The sequence below is a fragment of the Streptomyces atriruber genome (assembly GCF_001418325.1).
In the GTDB taxonomy this organism is placed as follows: domain Bacteria; phylum Actinomycetota; class Actinomycetes; order Streptomycetales; family Streptomycetaceae; genus Streptomyces; species Streptomyces atriruber.
Genome location: NZ_LIPN01000258.1, coordinates 13,761 through 36,838 on the forward strand (window position 1 = coordinate 13,761; position 23,078 = coordinate 36,838).

The window sequence follows — 23,078 nt, forward strand, 5'->3', positions numbered from 1 at the left end:
GCCACGCGCGCCGACGCCCCGAACGACCATGCGAGAGGAACCCCCTCATGACCATGCCCGCCTTCGAAAAGGTCGCCCCGCCCGGCATCGACGCCGTGTCGGACCCGTACTCCGTCTACGCCCACCTGCGCGAGCAGAGACCCGTTCACCGCGTCCCGACCCACGACGCAGGCGACGTCTGGCTGATCGTCGGACACGCCGAGGCCCGCGCCGCCCTCACGGACCCGCGCCTGCGCAACGACATCCGCCACTCGTCCTCCTGGCAGGACGACGGCGGCAACGCCATCGGCCTGAACATGCTGCAGACCGACCCGCCGCACCACACCCGGCTGCGGCGCCTCGTGGCCAGGGAGTTCACCGCGCGCCGCATCGAGGCGCTGCGCCCGCGCATCGAGCAGCTCACGAACGAGCTCCTCGACGCCATGCTGCCGCTGGGCAAGGCCGACCTCGTCGAGGCGTTCGCGATGCCGCTGCCGATGGCGGTCATCTGCGAACTCCTCGGCGTGCCCGCGGCCGACAGGGACCAGTTCCGCATCTGGTCCGGAGAGATCGTCTTCCCCAGCAGCGCCGAGGCCGCGGGCGCCGCGGTCCACGGCATGACCGGCTATCTGGCCCAACTCATCGAGGGCAAGCGGAACTCGGCCGACGAGGACCTGCTCGGCGCCCTCGTGCGCACCATGGACGAGGACGGCGACAGCCTCTCGCCGGAAGAGATGCTCGGCATGGCCTTCCTGCTGCTCGTCGCGGGGCACGAGACCACCGTCAACCTCATCTCGAACGGCACGTGCGCGCTGCTGCGCCACCCCGAGCAGCTCGCCGCCCTGCGGGCCGACCCCGCGCTGATCGACGACGCCGTCGAGGAGATGCTCCGCTACGACGGCCCGTCGCACTCCACCGCGCACCGCTTCGCCGCCGAGGACGTGGAGATCGCGGGCACGGTGATCCCCGCCGGTGACCCCGTCCTCGTCCTCCTCGCGGCGGCGAACCGGGACCCGGACCGCTTCCCCGACCCCGACCGCTTCGACATCACCCGCGACGCCCGCGGCCACCTCGGCTTCAGCCACGGCGTCCACCACTGCCTGGGCGCGCCGCTCGCCCGGCTGGAAGCCACGATCGCCCTGCGCGCGCTGCTGGAGCGCTGCCCGGACCTGGCCCTCGACACGGATCCGGCCGCCCTGGCCTGGCGGCCCAGCCTGATGCGCGGCCTCCTGCACCTGCCGGTCCGCACAAGGAAGGACGAAGGGAACGCCGTATGAGTGAGCACCTCCGAGAACAGGGCGAGATCGACCCGGCGAAGCTGTTCGACCTCCTGAACCCGCAGTACATGGCGAGTCCGTACGACGCCTATCGCGTCGCCCGCGAGAAGGCGCCCGTCTGCCCGATGGCGGCGGACGGCCCGTGGATCGTCACGGGCCGGGAGGAGATGGCCGCCGTCCTGCGGGATCCGACGCGGTTCACCAGCCGCACGAACACCCACGGGACGTACGGGTTCACCGACGAGTGCCGGGAACTGCTCTCCGGCTCGGTCTTCTACCGCATCGCGCCGTTCAACGCCGACCCCGAGGACCACGGCAGGTTCCGCTCGCTCGTCGACGAGGCGTTCTCGCCGACCGCCCTGCGGCGGCGCGAGCCCGCCGTCCGGGCGGCGGCAGGCGCGCTGGTGGCGGAGTTCAAGGACAGCGGCAGCGTCGACCTCCTCGCCGGGTTCGCGTACCCGCTGCCGCTGACCGTGCTCTGCGACATCATCGGCGTACCCGCCGAGGACCGCGCCACGGTCAAGGGATGGCTGGGCGACTGGCTCCTCATGCAGGTGCTCCCGCTGCCCCCGGAGGACCAGCTCCGCTGTGCGAAGAGCGTGCTCGCGTACGAGGAGTACGTCCGCGGCCTGCTCGCGGAGCGGCGGCGGCAGCCGGCGGACGACCTGCTCACCGTGCTCGCCGACGCGGCCGCCCAGCGCGATCCGGTGTGCACCGTCGACGACGCCGTGCTCGCCCTCCTGGTCCTGCTGGCCTCCGGTCACGAGACGACGACCCACCTCATCACCAACACCGTCCACCGGCTGCTGGGGGACCGGAAGCAGTGGGAGAGGCTCGTCGCCGATCCCGGGCTGATCCCCGCGGCCGTTGAGGAGGGGCTCCGCTTCAACACCTCGGTGCAGGGCGCGCCCCGCGTGGTCACCGAGGACGTGACGCTGGGCGGGGTGGCCGTTCCCGCGGGCGCGAAGGTGCACGCGATGGTCGCGGCTGCGGGCCGGGACCCCGGCACGGCCGATGACCCGGAGACCTTCTCGCTCGACCGGACGGATCCGCCGCGGCACTTCGCGTTCGGCCACGGACCCCATTCCTGCCTCGGCGCCGACCTGGCGCGGCTGCAGGGCCGGGTGGCGCTGGAAGCGCTGGTCGAAGCGGTGCCGGAGATGGAACTCGCGCCCGGCTTCGCACCGCAGCACCTGCCGGGCGGCCTCGTCATCAACGGTCTGCTGGCCCTGCCGGTGACCTGGCCGACGAGCTGACCCCCGCCCCCCCGTCTCTAAGTGAGGAAAACGCCTTGGCAGCAACAGACTTCGAGGACTTGACCGGGCTCGGCCAGGGCTTCGTCGACGATCCGTACCCGGTCTACGAGCGGATGCGTTCCCAGGGCCCGGTGCACCGGGTGCGGACCGCCGCTTCGGGCGAGTTCTGGCTCGTCGTGGGCCACGAGCAGGCCCGCGCCGCCCTGACCGACCCGCGCCTGTCCAACGACATCCGGCACTCGGCCGCGTGGCAGGACGACGGCGGCAACTCCATCGGCCTGAACATGGTGCAGACGGACCCCCCGCAGCACACCCGGCTGCGCAAGCTGGTCGCCAAGGACTTCACCCCGCGCCGGATAGCGGAGCTGCGGCCCCGCATCCAGCGGATCGCGGACGAGCTGGTGGACGCCATGCTGCCGCTGGGCCGGGCCGACCTGCTGGAGGCGTTCGCGCTGCCGCTGCCCCTTGCGGTGATCTGCGAACTGCTCGGGGTGCCGGCCGGTGACCGCAAGATGTTCCACGACTGGTATCTGGAGAGCACCGACTTCACCCGGCCCGAGGTGGCCGGGGCCGCGGCGCAGGCGATGACCGGCTATCTCGCCGAACTCATCGCCGCCAAGCGGCAGGAGCCGGGCGCCGACCTGCTCAGCGCGCTCGCCGGCGACCTGCACGCCGACGACGACCGGCTCTCCTCCGAGGAGATGCTGGGCATGGCCTTCCTGCTGCTGGTGGCCGGTTACGAGACGGCGGCCAACCTGCTCTCCAGCGGCACGCTCGCGCTGCTGCGCCACCCCGAGCAGCTGGCGGCCCTGCGCGCCGACTGGTCGCTGCTGGAGAACGCCGTGGAGGAGATGCTCCGCTACGAGGGCGCGGTGGAGACGACCGCGTTCCGCTACACCAAGGAGCCGGTGGAGATCGGCGGGGTGACCGTGGACCGCGGCGAGTCGGTGGCCGTGGTGCTGGCCGCCGCCTCGCGCGACCCCAGGAAGTTCGCCGAGCCCGACCGCTTCGACATCCGCAGGGACGCCCGCGGCCACATGGCGTTCGGCTACGGCATCCACCACTGCCTGGGCGCGCCCCTGGCCCGCATGCAGGGCGCGGTGGCCTTCCGCACCCTCCTGGAGCGCTGCCCCGGCCTCGCGCTGGACGCCGACCCCGACAGCCTCTCCTGGCGCCCCAGCCTGATGCTGCGCGGCCTGCACCAGCTGCCGGTCACCTTCGGCTGACGGGCGGGCGGCGGCGTCCCGGCCGCCCACGCGGAACGCCCGGCCGGGAGAACCCGGCCGGGCGTTCCGCGGTTCCCCGAAGGGGCTACTCGCTCTTGATCGCCATCAGCGGGTTCAGCCGCGCCGCGCTGCGGGCCGGCCACACCGCGGCCATGACACCGACCACGGCCGCGATGACCAGGAAGATCACGATCCGGCCGACCGGGATCTCCATGGAGTACGTGGCGACCTTCTCGGCGATGCTGCCGCCCACGGCCCAGCCCATGAAGAGGCCGAGACCGATGCCGAGCACCGCGCCGAACAGCGAGATCACGACCGACTCCAGGCGCACCATCTGCTTGACCTTCGCACGGTCCAGACCGATGGCCCGCAGCATGCCGATCTCGTGCTTGCGCTCGAAGACCGACATCGCGAGGGTGTTGATGACGCCGAGCACCGCGATCAGGACGGCCATGCCGAGGAGGCCGTACAGCATGTTCAGGAGCATGTTGATGCCGCCCGCCACCGCGTTGCTGACGTCGTCCTTGTCCTGGACGGTGATGGCCGGGTTGTCGCCGAGGGCCTTGATGATGGCGTCCTCGGCCCGGTCCGACGTGCCGCCCTTCATCTTCACCAGGACCTGCTTGTCGACCAGCTTGGAGAGGTGCGGGTCGACGACGGACGTCGGCGCGAAGAGGCCGTTGAGCATCTCGTTGCCCTCGTAGACGCCCGCGACCTTCAGCTGGACGGTCTTGTCGTCGGCGTCGAACTTCAGCGGGAAGGTGTCGCCGGCCTTGAGGCCCTTGTCCTTTGCCGTGTCCGCGTCGACCAGCGCGGTGCCGGCCTTCAGGCCGTCGATCGAGCCGCTGGTGAAGCGGGGGCTGACCAGCTTGCCGAACGTCTTCGGGTCGACGCCGTTGACGACGGAGTAGCTGCCGTCCACCTCGCCGTAGGCGGTGCGCAGCGGGGTGCTCGCCTCGACGTCGGGAACCTTGTCCAGCTTCTCGCGGACCTCGGGGGTCAGCGCCTCGAAGTTCGCCATGGAGACGCTGTAGTCGGCCTTCATGGAGTCCGCGGCCATCTTGTTGATGGCGCTGCCCATGGACACCGCGATGACCGTCATCGCGGTGATGAGGGTGAGGCCGATCATCAGGGCCGAGGCGGTGGAGGCGGTGCGGCGCGGGTTGCGCACCGAGTTGAGGCGCGACAGCTTGCCGGTGACGCCGAACGGCTTCAGGAGCGGCGCGGAGGCGGCGATGAAGGGCCGGGAGAGCAGCGGGGTGAGGACGATGACGCCGACGAGGATGGTGGCCGCGCCACCCGCCATCACGTAGTTGTCGTCCATGAACATCATGACCGCGCCGAGCGCCACGATGAGCGAGCCGAGGGTGTTGCGGACGACCAGGCCGCGCGTGGTGGGCGTCGCGTGGACGCTGTTCATCGCGGCGACCGGCGGGATCTTCGCGGCGCGGCGGCCCGGCAGCCAGGCGGCCAGCATGGTCACGACCACGCCGATCAGGAGCGCCGCCACGATCGTCGTCGGGGCGATGACGAGGGGACCGTCCGGCAGCGAGGCGCCGCCGGCGTTCATCAGGGACTCCAGGCCGACGGAGACACCGAGGCCGAGCCCGAATCCGGCCACGGCGGCGACCAGGCCGACGAGGAACGCTTCGATGAGCACGGAGCGCGTCACCTGGCGGCGCGAGGCGCCGACGGCGCGCATGAGCGCGAGCTCCTTGGTGCGCTGGGCGACCAGCATGGTGAAGGTGTTGGCGATGATGAAGATGCCGACGAAGAGCGCGATCCCGGCGAAGATCAGCAGGACCTGGCTCATGGAGCTGGTCTGCTGTTCGATCATCCGGTCCTGGTCGGCCGAGAGCTGACCGCCCGTGACGGCGTCCGTGTCCTTCGGCAGGATCTTCTCGACCGAGCTCTTCAGCGCCGACTCGGAGGTGCCCGCGGCGGCCTTGACGTCGATCTCGTCGTACTCGGTCTTGTTCAGCGCCTTCAGCGCGGTCTTGTTGTCGAGGACGACCAGGCTGCCGCCCGCGACGACGCTGCCGTCGTCGGTGTCGAAGACGCCGCTGACCTTGGCGGTGCGCACGGGGCCGTCGGTGGAGTAGCGGACGGTGTCGCCCACCTCGAAGCCGGTGCGCTCGGCGGTGCGGGAGTCCAGCGCGATGTCGGCGGCGGACTTCGGGGCGCTGCCCTTCACGAAGTCGTACCGGGGGTCCTTGCCGTCCTTGGCCGGGTAGAAGTTGGTGCCGGTGGTGCCCCACTCGCCGCCGACCAGCTTCCCCTTCTTGTCGGCGAGCGCGGTGAACCCGTTGACGGAGCCGATGGCGGACTCGGCGCCGGGCAGGGACTCGGCCTTCTTCAGGAGGCCGTCGGTGAGGCGGGCGGGCTCCTTGCGTTCACCGTCCTCGGTGGAGGAGCCGCCGTCGGACCGGATGGCGACGGAGACGTGGTCGAAGCTCTTCGCCGACTTGTTCTTGTAGGCGTTGCCGAAGGTGTCGGTGAAGACCAGGGTGCCGGAGACGAAGGCGACGCCGAGCATGACGGCGAGCACGGTCATCAGCAGTCTGGCCTTGTGCGCGAGCACGTTGCGCAGGGCGGTACGGAACATGGGTGTGAGTCCTGGGTCAAGTGAGTGGGGGGAGGGCCCCGCAGGGGCCTCCCAGGGGCGCGGGGAACTGCGCGACGAGCCACGGACGGCCCGCAGTCCCGACGAAAGCCCGGCCTCGACGGCGGTAGGGAGGAACCGCCCGAGGCCAAGCGGCCACTAGCTCGTGCGGCCCTTGGCGTCGAAGTGCTTCATCCGGTCGAGCACGCCGTCCGCGGTCGGCCGGTGCATCTCGTCGACGACCCGCCCGTCCGCGAGGAAGATCACGCGGTCCGCGTACGACGCCGCCACCGGGTCGTGGGTGACCATCACGACGGTCTGGCCGAGGTCGCGCACGGAGTTGCGCAGGAAGCCGAGGACCTCGGCGCCGGAGCGCGAGTCGAGGTTTCCGGTCGGCTCGTCACCGAAGATGATCTCCGGCTGGGAGGCGAGCGCGCGGGCGACGGCCACGCGCTGCTGCTGGCCGCCCGAGAGCTCGGTGGGCCGGTGGCTCAGCCGCCCGGAGAGGCCGACCATCTCGATGACCTGCTCCAGCCACTGCTTGTTCGGCTTGCGGCCCGCGATGTCCATGGGCAGCGTGATGTTCTCCAGCGCCGTCAGGGTCGGCAGCAGGTTGAACGCCTGGAAGATGAAGCCGATCTTGTCCCGGCGGAGCTTGGTGAGCTGCTTGTCCTTGAGGGTGGACAGCTCGGTCTCGCCGATGCGCACGGAGCCGGAGCTGAAGCTGTCCAGACCGGCGACGCAGTGCATCAGCGTCGACTTGCCGGAGCCGGAGGGGCCCATGATCGCGGTGAACTCGCCCTGCCCGAAGTCGACGGAGACATGGTCCAGGGCGACCACCTGGGTCTCGCCCTGTCCGTACACCTTGGAGAGATCCGTGGCGCGCGCTGCCACGGCGGTGGCGCGGGCGGCGAAGGGGGTGGTGGTCACGGGACGGTGCTCCTGTCGGACGACGAGTGGGGACGTACTCCATCGTCCTGGCCGATCACTGCCCTGTAGTCAGCCGCTGTTCCGGTTCCCGGGGCCCTCTCCAGTCGGACTTGAGGTCGGCCTGTCATACCTGGGGATGACACGTATCCCTGATGCGGGGAGGAGGAGAAGCAGAAGAAGAGGGAGAAAGCGGGACCGTGAGCGTCCGGGCGGCTAAATTCCGTCATTCCGTGCAGAGGCCCACGAGACCGGCTGGGCCCGGGGAAAGGCCTCCGGCATGTACCAACAGACCGTGACCGCGACTGATGCACCCTCAGACGTCAATAAAATAAGACAACATCGGGCTGCCCTTCCGCTGTTCGGGGGATGCCTCCCGATAGGGTCGAAGCCTCGACGCGGAGCCCATGGCCTGCCCGGATGGTGGAATGCAGACACGGCGAGCTTAAACCTCGCTGCCCCTCGGGGGCGTGCCGGTTCGAGTCCGGCTCCGGGCACATCCGCTGCACTGCCGTTGACCTTCGCGTGCGGCTTTGTGGGTGCTTTGTGAAGGTTCTGGGCGCCCCCTCGATCATGATCGTCCACCCTTCTGCGCCGAAGATCGTCCGGATCCTTCTGATGGCACGTCACTTCAAGTGGTGCGCAACGGTGTTGACGGCCACGGTGCGGGTCTGCGATCGGCGCGGCCGCGGTGGACCGTGGCGGCATCAATACGGACGGTTACTGCGCGCGGACCGCCATGTGCGGCACGTGGAGTCACCCGAGCGGCGTAACGGTACCGATCCGGGAACAGTGGGCCCCTCGTCGAGCGTTCTCCGTCACAGTGAGGGAAAGATCCTCCCCAAGCACTAGGCTCATCCCTTTGCCTACGCATTACTCTTGAGGCAAAGCCACACACGGTGGCCATGGAGGAGTGAAATGAGGAGCAGTAACCCGGTCTTCTCGCGACGGGGGTTCAGCCGCGACAACGGCTTCGCCGGCTTCGGCCAGCAGCCGCAGGCCGGGGGACCCGCGGGCGCGACCCAGACCCAACAGGGCAACCCGTACGCGCAGGGCAATCCGTACGCCGGCCAGCAGGCCCCCGCGGGCAACCCCTACGCCACCAACCCGTACGCCCAGCAGGACCTGCAGCACGGCGCGCCCCAGGCGCCCGTGACCACCGCGGGCCGCATGACGATGGACGACGTCGTCATGCGTACCGCGACCACGCTCGGCACCCTCGTGGTGACGGCCGCGCTCGCCTGGGCGCTGCTGCCGGTGGACGACGCCAACATCAGCAAGTCGTACGGCATCGCCATCGGCGCCGGTCTCATCGCGATGGTCCTGGGCCTCGTCCAGGCCTTCAAGCGCAAGGCCTCGCCCGCGCTGATCCTGACGTACGCCGCCCTGGAAGGCGTCTTCCTCGGCGTCGTCTCCAGCGTCGTCGACAACCGCATCGCCAGCGGTGCGGCCATGCAGGCCGTGCTCGGCACGATGGCCGTCTTCATCGGCGTCCTCGTGGCGTACAAGGCGGGCTGGATCCGCGTCAACCGTCGCTTCTACGGCTTCGTGATGGCCGCCGCGATGGGCTTCCTGCTGCTGACCGCCGTGAACCTGCTGTTCATGGTCTTCGGCGGCGGTGACGGGCTCGGCTTCCGCAGCGGTGGCCTCGGCATCGTGTTCGGCATCGTCGGCATCCTGCTCGGCGCCTGCTTCCTCGCCCTGGACTTCAAGCAGGTCGAGGACGGCATCGCCTATGGCGCGCCGAAGGAAGAGGCCTGGCTCGCCGCGTTCGGTCTGACGATGACGCTCGTCTGGATCTACATGGAGTTCCTGCGCCTGATCGCGATCTTCTCGGGCAACGACTAGACGCATGGCTGAGGCGCCCCATCACTGAGGCGCACAGCACCGAAGGGCCCGCGGACCGGAGACGGTCCGCGGGCCCTTCGCCGTGTGCTCGTGAGGGTGTGAGCAGTGGAGTCGTGTCTTCTGGGGAGCCGGTCAGAGGAGTTTGCGGGCAGCCCGCCTGAGGTCGTACTCGTGGATGATTGCCTTCGCGTGCCCGTACGCGAGGTTGTGTTCGGTGCGGAGCCAGCTGACCTTCTCCTCGAAGCGGAAGAGAGAGGGGCCTTCGTCCACGGCGCGCAGCCAGTCGGAGATTTCACGACCGGTGCAGTGGGGGATTCGGGCGAGCAGGTTGCGGTGGGTCTCCTCGGAGAAGACTTGGGACATCGGCGCCTCCGGACGCGTCGCGATGTGTTCCGTCCTTCACGCCACCGTGCCTGAGGGTTGGGGCGTTGGCAACAGTCCCGGGAAGGCGCATAAGGTCGCTGGGTGCTCGATACGACGCCTTTGACAGCCGCAGTGGACCATTTCGCCGACCGTCTGCGGGCCGCCCCGCAGAGCCGCCTGCAGCGGGGAGCGGCGGCCGAAGCGCTCGCTCTGGCCAGGGAGTTGGCGGCCCGCACCCAGCGCATCGAGGAACCGGAGGCGCGGCCGCGGGAGATGCCGGACGCGGGGATGTTCGCCGCGGCCGACCAGATCACCGTCGCGGGGCGTGATCTCGCCCTTGTCCTGACGGACCCCGATGAGCTCGCGCGGGCGCTGGAGCTCGTGGAGGAGGCGCAGAAACGGGCCGGGGTCTAGGGCCCGGCCCGGTGGGTGGTCAGACCGAGGCGATGACGCGGTCGGCCAGGATGTAGATGTTCTCGGCGCCGCACTCGAAGGTCAGGGCGTACGCACCGGAGATGCCGGAGCCGCCGAGCAGGAACGGGGTCCTGCCCTCCCGCAGCGCGGTCGCCAGGAGCTCCGCGGTCTCGCGGTGTCCGGGCGTCATGCACAGCGTCGTGCCGTCCGCGAAGACGTACACGTCCAGCGTGCCCAGCGGGCCGGGGCGGACGTCGGCGAGGGCGGTGCGGGCGTCGGCGAGCTCCTCTAGGCACGCCACCGTGCGCTCGTGGTCGCCGTGCCCCTCGGGCGTCGGCGTCTGCACCGGCACGAAGTCCGGGTGCGAGGGGTGGCGGCGGCGGGCGGCGGCCAGCTCGGGGGAGTCCGCGGCGTACTCGTCGGTGCCCGCGGAGTCGGCGAACGGCTCCGTCACCGGCTCCAGGCTGTCGGACTCGATGCCCGCGAAGTCGGCCTGGCGGGGCAGGAACAGCTCGTCGGCGATGCCGTCCGGAATGCCGGGCAGCCCGCTGAGCAGCGAGGGCCCGTCGGAGCCCTCGCGGGCCTCCTGGGCGGCCCAGAAGGCGCGGGCCTCGGCGAGCTCCCGCTCGCGCTCCTCGGCGAGCGCCTCGGTCACCGCCGCGCGTATCTCGTCGGTGTCCACCGTGGTGCGGGCGCCCGGCACCGTGGGGTGCGGGGCGCTCGTGGCACGGCTGTCGGCCAGTTCGGTGTGCAGGGCTGTGATCTCGGCGAGCTGCTTCCGCAGGCCGTGCACCGCGTGCAGGGCAGCGACGCCCACGGCCGTGGCAGCGGCCGTGGAGAGCAGCAGGGCAAGAGGCAAGGCGCTCACTGACGTACTCCCGGTTTCAAGTCGACCCCCGACTTCCTACATCAGCTTGAAGCCTGCACGATCCACCTGTCAGTGCATTACGTCACGAATGGGACAGGACTTTGGGCCCGAGGTTTACCTCTGGATCCGCTCTGAGCTGGGCATATCCATCTCCCCCAGGAGATAGGTCACATCCTGGGGGAGATTGGGTCACGAAGTGATGCAGGGACTGAGCGTCAGCACTGCGAACTCTGCGTCAGCAGTTATTAGCTGAGGCGTTCGATAACCATCGCCATGCCCTGGCCGCCGCCGACGCACATCGTCTCCAGGCCGAACTGCTTGTCGTGGAACTGGAGGGAGTTGATGAGCGTGCCGGTGATGCGGGCGCCGGTCATGCCGAAGGGGTGGCCGACGGCGATGCCGCCGCCGTTGACGTTGAGCTTGTCGATGTCGATGCCCAGGTCGCGGTAGCTCGGGATCACCTGGGCGGCGAACGCCTCGTTGATCTCGACCAGGTCGATGTCGTCGATGGTGAGACCGGCACGCCGCAGCGCCTGCTTGCTCGCCTCGACCGGGCCGAGGCCCATGATCTCGGGGGAGAGGCCGGTGACGCCGGTGGAGACGATGCGGGCGAGCGGGGTCAGGCCGAGCTCGCGCGCCTTGGTGTCGCTCATGATCACGAGGGCGGCGGCGCCGTCGTTGAGCGGGCAGCAGTTGCCGGCGGTGACCAGGCCGTCGGGGCGGAAGACGGGCTTCAGGCCCTGGACGCCCTCCAGGGTGACCCCGGCGCGCGGCCCGTCGTCCTTGCTGACGACGGTGCCGTCGGGGGTGGTGACGGGGGTGATCTCCCGCTCCCAGAAGCCGTTCTTGATGGCTTCCTCGGCGAGGTTCTGCGAGCGGACGCCGAACTCGTCCATGTCCTGACGGGTGACGCCCTTGGCGCGGGCCAGGTTCTCGGCGGTCTGGCCCATCGCGATGTACGCGTCCGGGACCAGGCCGTCCTCGCGCGGGTCGTGCCAGGTGGAGCCCTCGGTCTTGGCGACGGCCTCGGTGCGGGCCTCCGCGTCGGCGAAGAGGGGGTTGTGGGTGTCGGGCAGGCCGTCGGACGTGCCCTTGACGGACCGCGACACCATCTCGACGCCCGCCGAGATGAAGACGTCGCCCTCGCCCGCCTTGATGGCGTGCAGGGCCATGCGGCTCGTCTGCAGGGACGAGGAGCAGTACCGGGTGATGGTGCAGCCCGGGAGGTGGTCCATGCCCATCTGCACGGCCACGATGCGGCCCAGGTTGTGCCCCTGCTCGCCGCCGGGCAGACCACAGCCCAGCATCAGGTCGTCGATGTCCTTCGGGTCCAGCTCGGGGACCTTGGCGAGGGCGGCCTCGATGATGGTGGCGGTCAGGTCGTCCGGCCGCAGATCCTTCAGCGACCCCTTGAAGGCGCGGCCGATCGGGGTGCGGGCGGCAGAGACGATCACGGCTTCGGGCATCAGGACGCTCCAGTGGCGAAGGGGCAGGACTCACTGGGAAGTTACCTGCACGTATTGCTATCGGTCATCGGCTGGAGGATGTGACTCCGACCGCATTTCTAAGCGGGCGCTCAGGCCGCGGGGCCCTGGGCGGAAGCGGGTGCGGCCTCGGCGGGCGGGGTCCGTTTCCGGCCGCGGGTCCGTCGTGGCTGGTCGCGCAGTTCCCCGCGCCCCTGAAGGCGCCCGGCACCGTCTCAGCCCCTGGCCTCCCTCGGCTCCCCGTGCCAGCGCCACGTGGTGAGCCGGGCGCGCCCCGGGAGCTCGCCGCGCCCTGTCGCCCACAGGAGGGTCGGCCAGGGGACCGTGTCGGTGGGGGCGTCCGGGAAGAGGCGGTGCAGGACGCGTGCGCAGAGGTCGGCGGGCGGGTGCCAGGTGGCGTCGATGCCGAGGCCGCCCGCGATGTCGTACGTGTGGACGAGGGTCTCCACGATTCCCATCGCGGCGAAGCCCTCCGGGTCGGAGGCGCCCCACGTGTGGTGGGCCCGGACCGTGGGCGCGGTGGTGGCGACCATGCCGGTCAGGAGGGCTCCGCAGGACTCCAGGACCTGGAGCAGCCCGGCGATGCCGGAGCCGCGGTCGGCGAAGGTGACGTTGGAGGGGCCTCCGTCCCTGCGCCGGTACCAGAGGAACGGCACCTCGGTGTGCTGGGGCGGGTGCTCCGGGCCCAGCTGGGCGGCGTAGGCGAAGAGGTCGTCGGCGAGGTGCTCGACGGTTTCCCAGCAGTCCCAGTCGATGCCGCCCGCCTTGACGCTCCAGTCGGCGTCGGGCGGGGCCTGGCGGAGTGCGGCTACGGCGAGGCGGACGGCGCGGGTGACGTCTGCGGGGGTGACGGGTTGGACGGGTGCAACGGGTTCTCTGGGTCCGGACATGACGGGACCGTAGCAGTGGGTGTGCGGGGGACCGGTACTGGTTTTCCGTAGCGGTCAGTGGTCCTCCGCGCCTTCTACGAAGTGATCGAACTCGCCTGCCTGCGCGCCGAGCACGAAGGCGTCCCACTTCTTGCGGGTGGTCGTGACGATGTTGTCCGGGTCGCTGGTCTCGCGGAGGTAGACGGCGTCGTCGTCCGTGCCGAAGGCGATCTCGATCCAGGGGCCCGGGCCGTGGTCGTCCTCGGGGGCGGCGCGGGTCCAGTCGAGGTCGGTGGGGATGCGGGGCGTCTCGGTCATGGCTGGGGTCTGCGCCTCTTCTCCGTCTGCGGGGCGGGGCCGCGGAGGTATGTACGTCCTCGCCATCCCGGTGCGGGGCCTCGGTCCGGGCACCTCGGAGCGTGGCTCACCGTGCTCCGGGCGCACATACCTCCACGTCCCCTCAGGCCGTCTCGGCGCCTGCGGGCCGCTTCGTGGCGCGCAGCAGCGCGGCGAAGGCCGTGGGGGTGGTGCTGAGTATCGCGGCGGTGGGGTCGCTGCTCTCGGTGAGGTGAACTGTGCCGGTGGGCTCGGTGGCGATGTGTATGCAGGAGTTGCCTTCTTGGCAGTAGGAGGACTTCTGCCAGGTGAGCTCGGGCATCGTGGGATTCCTTCACAGATCCTGGATGATGTTGTGGATGAAGTCGCGTGACTTCGTGGGTGGGAGTGCGATGGCTTCCATGCGGTCGAGGAGGACGCGGTACTTGTCGAGTTGGGCTTCGGCGTCCAGGAACACCGGGCCGTGCGACTGGTCGAGGTTGACCGTGTCGAGCTGGGGCACGGGACCTGCGGAGTAGTAGATCGACTGGCCCGAGCCCGGAAAGGTTCCGGCGGCGAACGGGATCACGTGGACGGAGATGTGCTCCCGCTCGCTCATGTCGACGAGGTGCTTGAGCTGCGCCCGGGCCACGGTGACGCCGCCGAACCGCATCCGCAGGGCGGCCTCGTGGACGGTTGCCCGGTGGGGTGTCGGCGACTCCCGGAAGAGCACGGCCTGCCGCTTGATGCGGTACGAGATGCGGTGCTCGATGTCCGGTGGCGACAGCTCGGGAACGCTTTGACGGAAGATCTCGCGGGCGTAGTCCGTGGTCTGGAGGAGGCCGGGGATGTGCACCGTCACAGCGGTGCGCAGCGATGTGGCGTGGTGTTCGATCTCGGCGAGGTCCAGCAGTCCTGCGGACAGGATCTCGCGATAGTCCTCCCACCATCCGCGCGTACGTTCGCCGGTCATGCCGGACAGCGCGTCGACGAGGGGCTTGTCGGAGCAGTCGTAGTGGCAGGCCAGTGCGCGCACCCGCGCCGAGCTCACGCCGAGCCGCCCGGACTCTATGTTGCTGATCTGGTTCTGCTTGACGCCGAGGAGCTTCCCGGCCTCCGTCGATGTCAGGCCGGCACGTTCACGGAGCTTGCGCAGCTCGTTGCCCAACCGGAGTTGGCGTCCCGTCGGATTGCTTCTCACGGGCGCGTTCGCCTCTCCTCATATCCCGTCACTCACATGAGTGGTTGTGTAGGGCTTTATTGAGTTTCGGTTAACACCTTAACTCTGCATCGCTACCTTCTGAGTGGCGCCACTGCCCAGAAGAACCTCGCTCGACGGAGCGACAACGTCACTGGGTCCAATCGGCAACTACCCACTCGCGACGGAGACTTCCATGCACGCAACCGTATCCCCGCCCTGGACGTACACCCTCCAACTCCCGCACGACCCCCGCGCCCCGGGGGTCGCCCGAGCCACCCTCCGCGCGGTGCTCAAGACGTACGGTCTCGGGGAACTCGCCCCCACCGCGGAGCTCCTCGCAGGCGAACTGCTCAACAACGCGCACTGCCACACAGGCGGCCCCTACGCGCTCCGCCTCCACTCGTCGTCCCCGGAGGGGATCCGCGTGGCCGTGTGGGACTCCGATCCGCAGATCCCGCACGGGTTCGGGGAGGACGGCCGTGACGTCGACCTCCGGCCGCCGGGGACGGCGGAGAGCGGGCGGGGGCTGCACATCGTGCGGGAGTGCGCGGACAGGTGGGGGTCCTGTTCGATGGGGACGGGGCAGGCGGGGAAGCTGTTGTGGGCCGAGGTGACGCCGGGCTCCGGCCGGTAGAGGGCCCGGCAGGCTACGCGACGGACGGATCTCCTGGCCGGGGCCCGGTTCGTTCGCCCGTCTCGTCCATCAAGTTGACGGCCATGTCGAAGCACCCGGCCGCGAACTTGGACGGCGAGCGAACCTCCATCAGGACGGTGCCGCTCGGCAGCATGGCGTACGTCGGGGGATACGGCCTCTTCGGCATCGCGGCGCAGAAGCGGGCCGCTTCCTGCCGCTGACCTGGGGTGAGCGCGTTCGCCGACAGCATGCGCACCATTCCGTCGTGCATTTGCTCAAGGCGCTCGGCGCTGTTGCGGGCGCCGGTGAAGAGCCGTACCCAGGACCGGTCCGCGAAGGTCAGCCGGACATCCGCTTCGAGCCTGCTGAACTTCATGTGACGGACGTCGGTGAGGGCGTCGAGCGGGAGCTCGCAGAGCACGTCGGCGTGTTCCAGCAGGCCGAGCTCCGAACCGACGAAGAGGAGGCGGCGATTGGTGATGACCAGGTCCGTGGTGCAGCCCTTGGGGCGGCGTGCGGGGTCCAGTTGCCACGGCAGGGTGCGGGCGAGGGTACCGGGGGCGGCCCACATGACGGGGAAGTCGTCGACCTCGTTCTCCGGATCCTCGGGTTTGCCGTCACCCGAGCCGACGTTGTTCTCGTTGAGGACGAGGTTCGTGACCAGGGCGAGGGCGGAGGTCAGTGCGCTGCCGACGCGACGGGATGCCTTGTTCCCGGCGGTGCGAGGCGCGTAGGCGGGCCCGGACGGCCAGCCCGCGCTCACCAACTCTCCTTGAATGTCGTTGCGTTCGGCGTCGCGGAACCAACGGTGTCCGGAGACGGAGGGGGCCGTGCCGGTGGCGAAGGTGGCTGCGGAATGGGTGAGGACGTCTTCTTCGGGGTCGGTGAGCCAGTGCATCAGTACGTCATTTCTCCTTGAGTGCCTTCGTCCGGTTCGGGAAGAGGCCCTCTGGGGCGAGGAACCACATGGGGGCTGTCCTGGTCGGCTTCGCGTTCGGGTGCGGGATCAGGTGAATCAGCTGGCGAAGTCTTCTGGGTGGTACGCGACCGGCTCGACCTCCACGCCGTCGGCGTCCATGGTCATGTCCCATTCGGTGGTGCCGAAGTCCGCGTCGACCGTGAGCTGGTCCACCACGAGGACCCGGTAGCAGCCACAGGCGTTCCGCGTGACCAGTGGAGGCTCGACGTCCGGGTGCCTGGTGGCGACGAAGGCCTCGACGGTGGCCCGCTGGGCCGACGTGAGCGAGTCCAGGGGGATGTAGTCGCGGGGCGCTATCAGAGGCCAGGTGAGTTCCTCCCGGGTGAGGGAGCGGAGCCTGCACCAAGAGCCGTCCGTGAACACGATCCGTACATCGTTTCCGTACTTGAAGTCACGGCGCTCGACCGTGTCGATCGCGGAGCGTGGGACCTCCCAGAGGACCTCGTCCTCGATCCGCGACTCATTTTTCTTGGAAAGGGGAAAGCCCACGACGACCAATCGGCGGTCGGTCACGATCGCATGCGTGCGGTAACGCTTGTCGTCCGAGCGCCCCGGGTCCAGCTGCCAGGGCAGCGTGCGGGCGAGCGTGCCCGGAGCGGCCCACATGACGGGGAAGTCCTCGACCTCGTCGGCGGGGTCGTCCGGCGTGTCTGAACCGGAGCCCGGGCCAGAGCTGCCGCCACTGAGGTTGCCGCCGGCGGCACTGAGAACAACCATGACCGCCACACCGAGCCCGACAACAACGCCCTTTCCGGCTTTCCGCGCGAGTGAGCCACTCACGGAATTCGGGGTGTCGACCGGCCGTGCGGGCCAGCCCGGAAGCTCCCCCTGGATGTCCGCGCGCTCGGTGTCACGAAACCAGCGTTTGTCTTTGACGTGCCCGGCGGCGCCGGTGGCGAATGCGACCGGACCACGGGCGAGGAACGTCTCGTCCGGGTCGGTGAGCCAGATGTCCATATGCGTGCCCCTCCTACGTGGCGAAGGCCCCGGAACCAGCCGACCGAGGCCTGGCGGCTGCGACCCGTTCGTACGCCCTGTCAGCGAGGCGGACGTCATGCCTCGCTGACAGGGAGTCTCGGCCCGCTCAGCTTGGCGGCGTCGCTGACTTTCAAGCGGGCCCAGGAGCCATCCGCGAAACGGAGCCTGACATCGGCTGTGCCTTCGGAGAACTTCATCCGCTCGGCGCCGACCACGTCCTTCCTCGGCAAGGACCAGAGCTCCTCGGCGGGTGCCAGCCCCCGGCCCTGGCCTCAACACCGAGGATGACGAGACGGCGATCGGTCAGTACGAGATCGGTTCGGTATCCCTTGGAACGCCGTGCGGGATCCAACTTCCAGGGGAGAGTTCGCGATCATGTTGAGCAGTCGCGGGATCCCCAGCAGAACCACGTCTAAAGCGCGCACTCCTGCCCTGTCCGTCTGCCCGCGTGGTGTGAAGCCGGGGCCCTGCGGCCAGCCCGAGGCAGTGGTCAACTCGCCCTCGATGTCATGCCTGTCGGTGTCCCGGAAAGAGCGCAACCCTGCGACCTTCGGGGCGCTCCCTGTGGCGAAAGACGCGTTGCCCCGCATCAACAATTCCTCGTCCCGAGGCGGATACCAGTCCACACTCCTCAAGCCCTTCTCGGTGTGCTGCCGCGGATTCTTGGAGACGATCACCGGGACATGTCATCTTCCCGATGCGGTTGGGAAGGGGGAGCTTGCCGGTGCAGACTGTGTGGCCGTGGCCGTGGTTCAGCGGTTGACGGACTGGATCTCGCGTACGACGACGTCCTGCGTCGCACCGAACTCGCCGGGGGGCAGCTCGCCGCCCGGTTCCGTGGTGCTCTTCCAGGTGACCCGCCACGTGATGGTGGCCCCGAGCTCGTACGAGGCGTCGCCGGAAGAGCGCAGGTAGCGCACGCCGCACGGCGGGTCCGTGTCCGCCGGGGTTCCCTTGGCGCGGGGCTTGCCGATCCGGCCGTCGTCCCCGATCGGGCACTCGCCGGACGACGGGTACGTCTCGGCGTCCGACGTTCCCGGTTCGAGCTTCAGGGAGACGGGCTCGGCGGTCGTCGTCGCGGAGAGGCCCGTTCCCGGCAGGCTCGCGGTCACCGAGATCTTCTTGAACTTGGCCTTGTCCAACCACATCCAGGTCGGCAGATTGACCTTCGTCTCGCCCTCGGGCGCCATCTTGATCTCCGTGTCGGGGACCGGGATCTGGCCGTAGGCGTACTCGGCGAGGATCCTGGGGGAGACCGCGAGGCGCTCCTTGGGCGGCTCGCCCTTGGCCACCCAGAACGGCATCTTGTCGCAGGCCTGGGCCTCTGGTTCGTCCTTGCGCTTCTCGTCGACCGCCGCCGCCCAGAACTGTCCCTCGCCCTGCTTGTCGAGGTTGTAGTTCTTGTAGGGGTGGCCCTCCTTGAAGTACGAGTCGAAGACTCCGCCCACGAGGTCGCCGATGCTGAAGGCCTTGAACGACCGGATGGCCTTGACCGTGGCCTCGATCTGCTTGGGGGAGTACGCGGGCTCGTACCAGCAGGCCGGGGGGTCCCAGTTGCTGTTGGCCGGGGTGAGCGTGCCCGTCTTCGTTGACTTCGGACTGCCCTCGACGGTCGTCTGGACCTTCGTCTGCACGCCCAGGTTGTTGTCCTGGCGGGTGGCCGTGGTCTGCTGCGCCTCCTTCCGCTCACCCGTCGTCTTGCCTCCGGCGGCGTACGCGGCGCAGGGAGTCGAGGCGATGGCCAGGGCCAGGGACGTGGTCACCCAGCGACTCAGATGCAGCCGAGTCACTTCATGCACTTCTTGGTCGCGTCTTCCACGTACGTGACGGATTCTGTCTGCCAGACGCCCTTGGAGTTCTTCCTCAACCGTGTGTTGTAGAAGCCGTAATCGTCCGCCGACTCCGGGATGGACCGGTCGACCTTCCCGGTCTTGAGGTCCTTGGGATAAGTCTTGGTGCCGTCTTGGCAGTACGCGACTGCTGCGACGCCTTCCTTGAGGAAGGTGACCTTACGGTCGTAGTAGCGGGTGGTCCCGATGAAGCTCTTGCCCTCCTTGCGGAAGCCCTGGATGTAGTCGGCAGCCGTGAGCAGGGCTTCGCCGGACGAGTAGAACTTCAGTGCCCGGTGCGTCTTCGCGTCGACCGTGATCGCTTCGTCGATCGAGTTGATCCGACGCTCGTTGTCGGCGAGCACCGCATCCTTCTTCGGATCCCCGGTCCCGCCCCCCTCGAAGACGTTCTTCACGTCCTTCGGCAGCTTGATCTCCGGACGGTCGACCCCGTCCTCCGACGCCTTCGGAGCCGGCGACTCCTTCTTGCCGCCCGAGTCCGTGTCGGCGCCCGCGATCTTGTCCTTGGAGGAGTCGCCGTCGCCTCCTCCGCACGCCGAGAGCGAGAGGGCCGCGGCGGCAGTCATGGCTGCTGCTGCGAGCAGGGTGGGGCGGCGGCGGTTCACGGTCAGCTCCTGGGGGCGAGGGTTCTCTGGAGTGAACCAAGCTATCCAGGAGGGGTGGGGGACACCAGCGGCAGGGTCGCTGGTCAACGGCATATATAGGCGCATACCAGCAGAGTTTGAGTCACCTCTGATCACTCTTGGCTCGTATGCGTCGCGCACCGCCACGACTCGAGAAGCGGGCGACCGTCCCGGAGAGCAAATCCGGGCGTGTTTCGGCTCCCTCTGGCCTGCTGCGCAGTTCGTTCCGCCGGGAACAAGGCGGCCCGCCGCACCGGACGCGCCATTTCCGCGCCGCGGCCTCAGTGGGGCAGCGGGGACGGGTCCGGAGTGTGGATGCGGCGGCGGCGTCGGCGTTTGAGGAGTGCCCACGGTCCCCGGGGGCCCGTGGGCATCGCCGCGGTGACCTCCGTGCCGCCCTCCGAAGCCGCTCGCGCCGCCGCCCGCGCCACCGGCAGGAAGCCCTCGCGCCGCGAGACGTCGGGGCGCTCCTCCTCCGGCCACAGGCCGAGCGCCGCGCACAGCGTGGGGAGTACCGCCATCGCCGCCGTCGCGTACCCCTCCGCGGACGGGTGGTAGCGGTCGGGGCCGAACAGTTCGCGCGGGTGTGCCGCGAACTCGGGGCCGAGCAGATCGCCCAGTGACACCGTCCGCCCGCCCTGCTCGACCACGCCGATCGTCTGGGCCGCGGCCAGCTGCCGCGAGACGCGGCGGGCCAGCCAGCGCAGCGGCTGGTAGACGTTCTCGACCGTGCCCAGGTCGGGACAGGTGCCGACCACCACCTCCGAACCGGCCGTACGCAGCCTGCGTACCGCGGCGGAGAGATGGCGCACCGACCGGGTCGGCGGCATCCGGTGCGTCACGTCGTTCGCGCCGATCATGACGACGCAGACGTCCGGCACCCAGGAGGGGTCGGACAGGATCAGCGTCACCTGGCGGTCCAGGTCGTCCGACTGCGCGCCCGGCAGCGCCACGTTCCGCAGGTCCACGGGCCGCTCGGCGACCGCGGCCAGCCCGGAGGCGAGCAGCGCCGCCGGGGTCTGCCTGGCCCGGTGGACGCCCTGCCCCGCGGCCGTGGAGTCCCCGAGCATCGCGAACCGCACCGGTTCGGCGTGCGTGGGACGGGCGGCCGCCGCGGCGAACGCCCCGCCGTAGCGCCCGTCGGCCCGCGGTGGATCCACGTGCCCGTTGCCCACGTTCCGCTTCGCCAGCTGTACCTCGGCGAGCACCACGCCCACCGTGGCAGCCCCGAGCAGCCCGATGCCTCCGCCGCCGTACGCCGCGCCCGCGGCGATCCGCCGCGCCACCCTCGCCCTCGACATGCCCTGCAGCCACCTCCTCGTGCCGTACCGCTGCGTACGGCCGCACATCCACTCATTGCCCCGTAAGCACGGTCGGCCAATCGCAAGCAGAGGTGAACGGATGAGCCGGACCCTTAGGCTGACCGCACCAATTCGTCGCACTACATCGCAGCCCGGAGACAACGGTGCAATTCCACGACTCGATGATCAGTCTCGTCGGCAATACCCCGCTGGTGAGGCTCAACAACGTGACCGCGGGCATCCAGGCGACCGTCCTGGCCAAGGTCGAGTACTTCAACCCCGGCGGTTCCGTGAAGGACCGCATCGCGCTGCGCATGATCGAGGCGGCCGAGCAGAGCGGGGAGCTGAAGCCCGGCGGCACCATCGTCGAGCCCACCTCCGGCAACACCGGGGTCGGCCTCGCCATCGTGGCCCAGCAGAAGGGCTATAAGTGCATCTTCGTCTGCCCCGACAAGGTGTCCCTCGACAAGATCAATGTGCTGCGCGCGTACGGCGCCGATGTGGTGGTCTGCCCGACCGCCGTCGACCCGGAGCACCCGGATTCGTACTACAACGTCTCCGACCGGCTCGTGCGCGAGACGCCCGGCGCCTGGAAGCCCGACCAGTACAGCAACCCGAACAACCCCCTTTCGCACTACCACTCCACGGGCCCCGAGCTCTGGGAGCAGACGGAAGGGAAGATCACCCATTTCGTGGCGGGCATCGGGACCGGCGGCACGATCTCCGGGACGGGCGGCTATCTGAAGGAGATCTCCAAGGGCTCCGTGACCGTCGTCGGCGCCGACCCCGAGGGGTCCGTGTACTCCGGCGGGTCCGGGCGGCCCTACCTCGTCGAGGGCGTCGGTGAGGACTTCTGGCCGACCGCGTACGACCGCAACGTGACCGACGAGATCGTCGCGGTGTCCGACAAGGACTCCTTCCAGATGACGCGGCGGCTCGCCAAGGAGGAGGGCCTCCTCGTCGGCGGCTCCTGCGGCATGGCCGTCGTGGCGGCGCTGCGGGTCGCGGAGCGGCTCGGTCCGGACGATGTGGTGGTCGTGCTGCTGCCGGACAGCGGGCGCGGCTACATGAGCAAGATCTTCAGCGACGAGTGGATGAACGACTACGGCTTCCTGGAGGAGGCCGGTGACCAGCCGCGCGTCGGCGACGTGCTGAGCCGCAAGGAGGGCGGCGAGCTGCCCTCGCTGGTCCACATGCACCCCGAGGAGACGGTGGGGGAGGCGATCGAGGTCCTGCGGGAGTACGGCGTCTCGCAGATGCCGATCGTCAAGCCGGGCGCGGGGCATCCCGACGTCATGGCCGCGGAGGTCATCGGCTCGGTCGTCGAACGCGAGCTCCTGGACGCCCTGTTCGCGCAGCGCGCCTCGCTCTCCGACCCGCTGGAGAAGCACATGTCGGACCCGCTGCCGCAGGTCGGCTCCGGTGAGCCGGTGGCGGACCTGATGTCGGTGCTCGGCGGTGCGGATGCGGCGATCGTGCTGGTCGAGGGCAAGCCGACGGGTGTCGTGAGCCGGCAGGACCTCCTGGCCTTCCTCGCGGAGCAGCAGTCCCAGTGACCTCCGCGGTCCGGGTCCCGTGGCAAGCGTGCCGCGAGGGAACTTCGCGGAAGCGGTACGAGCACGACATGTGTACGCAGCACACGCTTAACACGGCTCGGGCACATTGGTGGTTGTCGGCGTCAGGAACTCCGGAGCGGCTCCCGGATCCGTGGACGCCTGGACGCGGACGGCTCTGACCCGTCAGGCGTCCTGCGCGAGGACCGCCGTCGTCCCGCCCCCTGGGGGATCCCCGGGGGTGCGGCGGTCCTCGCGATGGCGCGCCCTGCGCTCCGCTGGGTCGGGCGGTTCTCGGCTGCGGGCCGGTGGGGGCTGATCGCGCAGTTCCCCGCGCCCCTGACTCGACCCCCGCACCCGGCACGGAGAAGCCCCCCGCAAGCGGCTCGGGACGAGGTGGACCAGTCAGGGGCGCGGGGAACTGCGCGACAAGCCACGACGGGCCCGCGGTCGAGAAGAGACACCCGACGCTGCAGCCCTTGGGCGTCCGGGGAAGGGTGCGGGGGACGTTTTAGGGGCGCGGGGAACTGC

The 23,078-nt window shown here is 69.7% G+C and carries 21 protein-coding genes and 1 tRNA gene; 8 read left to right on the forward strand and 14 right to left on the reverse strand.

Annotated elements, in window-relative coordinates; genetic code table 11:
• Window positions 1-47 precede the first annotated feature (47 nt).
• From AOK03_RS25420 to AOK03_RS25430, 3 genes are read left to right on the forward strand one after another with little or no spacing between them, the layout of a single operon-like run.
• A complete protein-coding gene (locus AOK03_RS25420) occupies window positions 48-1,256 on the forward strand; it encodes a cytochrome P450 family protein (RefSeq protein ID WP_055567666.1) in 1,209 nt (402 codons plus the stop codon).
• On the forward strand, window positions 1,253-2,512 hold the full coding sequence (locus AOK03_RS25425) for a cytochrome P450 (RefSeq protein ID WP_055567667.1): 1,260 nt from the start codon (window positions 1,253-1,255) through the stop codon (window positions 2,510-2,512). The genes AOK03_RS25420 and AOK03_RS25425 overlap by 4 nt, the downstream gene beginning before the upstream one ends.
• Window positions 2,513-2,547: 35 nt before the next feature.
• On the forward strand, window positions 2,548-3,738 hold the full coding sequence (locus AOK03_RS25430; protein ID WP_055567668.1) for a cytochrome P450 family protein: 1,191 nt from the start codon (window positions 2,548-2,550) through the stop codon (window positions 3,736-3,738).
• Window positions 3,739-3,823: 85 nt separating this feature from the next.
• On the opposite strand, the gene AOK03_RS25435 is transcribed toward AOK03_RS25430, so the two are convergent.
• Window positions 3,824-6,343 carry an ABC transporter permease gene (locus AOK03_RS25435; protein WP_055567669.1) on the reverse strand — a complete coding sequence of 840 codons (2,520 nt, stop codon included), beginning with the start codon at window positions 6,341-6,343 and terminating at the stop codon, window positions 3,824-3,826.
• A 156-nt stretch (window positions 6,344-6,499) separates the two neighbouring features.
• The gene (locus AOK03_RS25440; RefSeq protein WP_055567670.1) at window positions 6,500-7,270 is read right to left on the reverse strand and encodes an ABC transporter ATP-binding protein; all 771 of its coding nucleotides are present in this window, start codon (window positions 7,268-7,270) and stop codon (window positions 6,500-6,502) included.
• A 411-nt stretch (window positions 7,271-7,681) separates the two neighbouring features.
• Between AOK03_RS25440 and AOK03_RS25445 the strand changes: the two genes are divergently transcribed.
• Window positions 7,682-7,764: transfer RNA gene (locus AOK03_RS25445), tRNA-Leu, on the forward strand.
• A 421-nt stretch (window positions 7,765-8,185) separates the two neighbouring features.
• Complete coding sequence (locus AOK03_RS25450; protein WP_055567671.1) at window positions 8,186-9,115, forward strand: Bax inhibitor-1/YccA family protein; 930 nt, start codon at window positions 8,186-8,188, stop codon at window positions 9,113-9,115.
• Between the two features lie 132 nt (window positions 9,116-9,247).
• Here the strand turns inward: AOK03_RS25450 and AOK03_RS25455 are convergent, their stop codons facing one another.
• Window positions 9,248-9,478, reverse strand: a complete 231-nt coding sequence (locus AOK03_RS25455; protein ID WP_055567672.1) for a DUF4287 domain-containing protein — start codon at window positions 9,476-9,478, stop codon at window positions 9,248-9,250.
• A 132-nt stretch (window positions 9,479-9,610) separates the two neighbouring features.
• Between AOK03_RS25455 and AOK03_RS25460 the strand changes: the two genes are divergently transcribed.
• Window positions 9,611-9,892 carry a hypothetical protein gene (locus AOK03_RS25460; RefSeq protein ID WP_055567673.1) on the forward strand — a complete coding sequence of 94 codons (282 nt, stop codon included), beginning with the start codon at window positions 9,611-9,613 and terminating at the stop codon, window positions 9,890-9,892.
• 19 nt (window positions 9,893-9,911) lie between these two features.
• Here the strand turns inward: AOK03_RS25460 and AOK03_RS25465 are convergent, their stop codons facing one another.
• From AOK03_RS25465 to AOK03_RS25490, 6 genes are all read right to left on the reverse strand, one after another.
• Window positions 9,912-10,760, reverse strand: a complete 849-nt coding sequence (locus AOK03_RS25465; protein ID WP_244177742.1) for a hypothetical protein — start codon at window positions 10,758-10,760, stop codon at window positions 9,912-9,914.
• A gap of 245 nt (window positions 10,761-11,005) precedes the next feature.
• Window positions 11,006-12,226 carry an acetyl-CoA C-acetyltransferase gene (locus AOK03_RS25470; protein ID WP_055567674.1) on the reverse strand — a complete coding sequence of 407 codons (1,221 nt, stop codon included), beginning with the start codon at window positions 12,224-12,226 and terminating at the stop codon, window positions 11,006-11,008.
• Window positions 12,227-12,459: 233 nt separating this feature from the next.
• A complete protein-coding gene (locus AOK03_RS25475; RefSeq protein WP_055567675.1) occupies window positions 12,460-13,134 on the reverse strand; it encodes a hypothetical protein in 675 nt (224 codons plus the stop codon).
• Window positions 13,135-13,188: 54 nt separating this feature from the next.
• Window positions 13,189-13,431: a DUF397 domain-containing protein gene (locus tag AOK03_RS25480; RefSeq protein ID WP_055567676.1), complete on the reverse strand. Its 243-nt coding sequence runs from the start codon at window positions 13,429-13,431 to the stop codon at window positions 13,189-13,191.
• A gap of 142 nt (window positions 13,432-13,573) precedes the next feature.
• Window positions 13,574-13,771 carry a DUF397 domain-containing protein gene (locus tag AOK03_RS25485; RefSeq protein ID WP_055567677.1) on the reverse strand — a complete coding sequence of 66 codons (198 nt, stop codon included), beginning with the start codon at window positions 13,769-13,771 and terminating at the stop codon, window positions 13,574-13,576.
• 12 nt (window positions 13,772-13,783) lie between these two features.
• Window positions 13,784-14,629 (reverse strand): helix-turn-helix domain-containing protein, encoded by an 846-nt coding sequence (locus tag AOK03_RS25490; protein ID WP_055567678.1) that lies wholly within the window; start codon window positions 14,627-14,629, stop codon window positions 13,784-13,786.
• Between the two features lie 193 nt (window positions 14,630-14,822).
• Here AOK03_RS25490 and AOK03_RS25495 point away from each other — a divergent pair, with 193 nt between their 5' ends.
• Window positions 14,823-15,263 (forward strand): ATP-binding protein, encoded by a 441-nt coding sequence (locus AOK03_RS25495; protein WP_055567679.1) that lies wholly within the window; start codon window positions 14,823-14,825, stop codon window positions 15,261-15,263.
• A gap of 13 nt (window positions 15,264-15,276) precedes the next feature.
• Here the strand turns inward: AOK03_RS25495 and AOK03_RS25500 are convergent, their stop codons facing one another.
• The 5 genes from AOK03_RS25500 to AOK03_RS25520 form a co-directional block, all read right to left on the reverse strand.
• Window positions 15,277-16,161, reverse strand: coding sequence for a hypothetical protein (locus tag AOK03_RS25500; RefSeq protein WP_055567680.1), 885 nt, complete (start codon window positions 16,159-16,161; stop codon window positions 15,277-15,279).
• A 117-nt stretch (window positions 16,162-16,278) separates the two neighbouring features.
• Window positions 16,279-17,199, reverse strand: a complete 921-nt coding sequence (locus AOK03_RS43210; protein ID WP_055567681.1) for a hypothetical protein — start codon at window positions 17,197-17,199, stop codon at window positions 16,279-16,281.
• 773 nt (window positions 17,200-17,972) lie between these two features.
• Window positions 17,973-18,983, reverse strand: coding sequence for a hypothetical protein (locus AOK03_RS25510; protein ID WP_244177743.1), 1,011 nt, complete (start codon window positions 18,981-18,983; stop codon window positions 17,973-17,975).
• A 23-nt stretch (window positions 18,984-19,006) separates the two neighbouring features.
• Entirely contained in the window at window positions 19,007-19,675 is a 669-nt protein-coding gene (locus AOK03_RS25515) for a hypothetical protein (RefSeq protein ID WP_244177744.1), read from the reverse strand.
• A gap of 299 nt (window positions 19,676-19,974) precedes the next feature.
• Window positions 19,975-20,994 carry an SGNH/GDSL hydrolase family protein gene (locus AOK03_RS25520; RefSeq protein ID WP_079074954.1) on the reverse strand — a complete coding sequence of 340 codons (1,020 nt, stop codon included), beginning with the start codon at window positions 20,992-20,994 and terminating at the stop codon, window positions 19,975-19,977.
• 164 nt (window positions 20,995-21,158) lie between these two features.
• Between AOK03_RS25520 and AOK03_RS25525 the strand changes: the two genes are divergently transcribed.
• Window positions 21,159-22,550, forward strand: coding sequence for a cystathionine beta-synthase (locus tag AOK03_RS25525; RefSeq protein WP_055567683.1), 1,392 nt, complete (start codon window positions 21,159-21,161; stop codon window positions 22,548-22,550).
• The last annotated feature ends 528 nt before the right edge of the window (window positions 22,551-23,078 follow it).

Coding starts and splice junctions, on each gene's coding strand:
- AOK03_RS25435 (WP_055567669.1), bottom strand. CDS start 6,343: ATGTTCCGTACCGCCCTGCGCAACGTGCTCGCGCACAAGGCCAGACTG.
- AOK03_RS25455 (WP_055567672.1), bottom strand. CDS start 9,478: ATGTCCCAAGTCTTCTCCGAGGAGACCCACCGCAACCTGCTCGCCCGA.
- AOK03_RS25425 (WP_055567667.1), top strand. CDS start 1,253: ATGAGTGAGCACCTCCGAGAACAGGGCGAGATCGACCCGGCGAAGCTG.
- AOK03_RS25450 (WP_055567671.1), top strand. CDS start 8,186: ATGAGGAGCAGTAACCCGGTCTTCTCGCGACGGGGGTTCAGCCGCGAC.
- AOK03_RS25485 (WP_055567677.1), bottom strand. CDS start 13,771: ATGCCCGAGCTCACCTGGCAGAAGTCCTCCTACTGCCAAGAAGGCAAC.
- AOK03_RS25480 (WP_055567676.1), bottom strand. CDS start 13,431: ATGACCGAGACGCCCCGCATCCCCACCGACCTCGACTGGACCCGCGCC.
- AOK03_RS25500 (WP_055567680.1), bottom strand. CDS start 16,161: ATGCACTGGCTCACCGACCCCGAAGAAGACGTCCTCACCCATTCCGCA.
- AOK03_RS25420 (WP_055567666.1), top strand. CDS start 48: ATGACCATGCCCGCCTTCGAAAAGGTCGCCCCGCCCGGCATCGACGCC.
- AOK03_RS25470 (WP_055567674.1), bottom strand. CDS start 12,226: ATGCCCGAAGCCGTGATCGTCTCTGCCGCCCGCACCCCGATCGGCCGC.
- AOK03_RS43210 (WP_055567681.1), bottom strand. CDS start 17,199: ATGGACATCTGGCTCACCGACCCGGACGAGACGTTCCTCGCCCGTGGT.
- AOK03_RS25495 (WP_055567679.1), top strand. CDS start 14,823: ATGCACGCAACCGTATCCCCGCCCTGGACGTACACCCTCCAACTCCCG.
- AOK03_RS25520 (WP_079074954.1), bottom strand. CDS start 20,994: ATGTCGAGGGCGAGGGTGGCGCGGCGGATCGCCGCGGGCGCGGCGTAC.
- AOK03_RS25475 (WP_055567675.1), bottom strand. CDS start 13,134: ATGTCCGGACCCAGAGAACCCGTTGCACCCGTCCAACCCGTCACCCCC.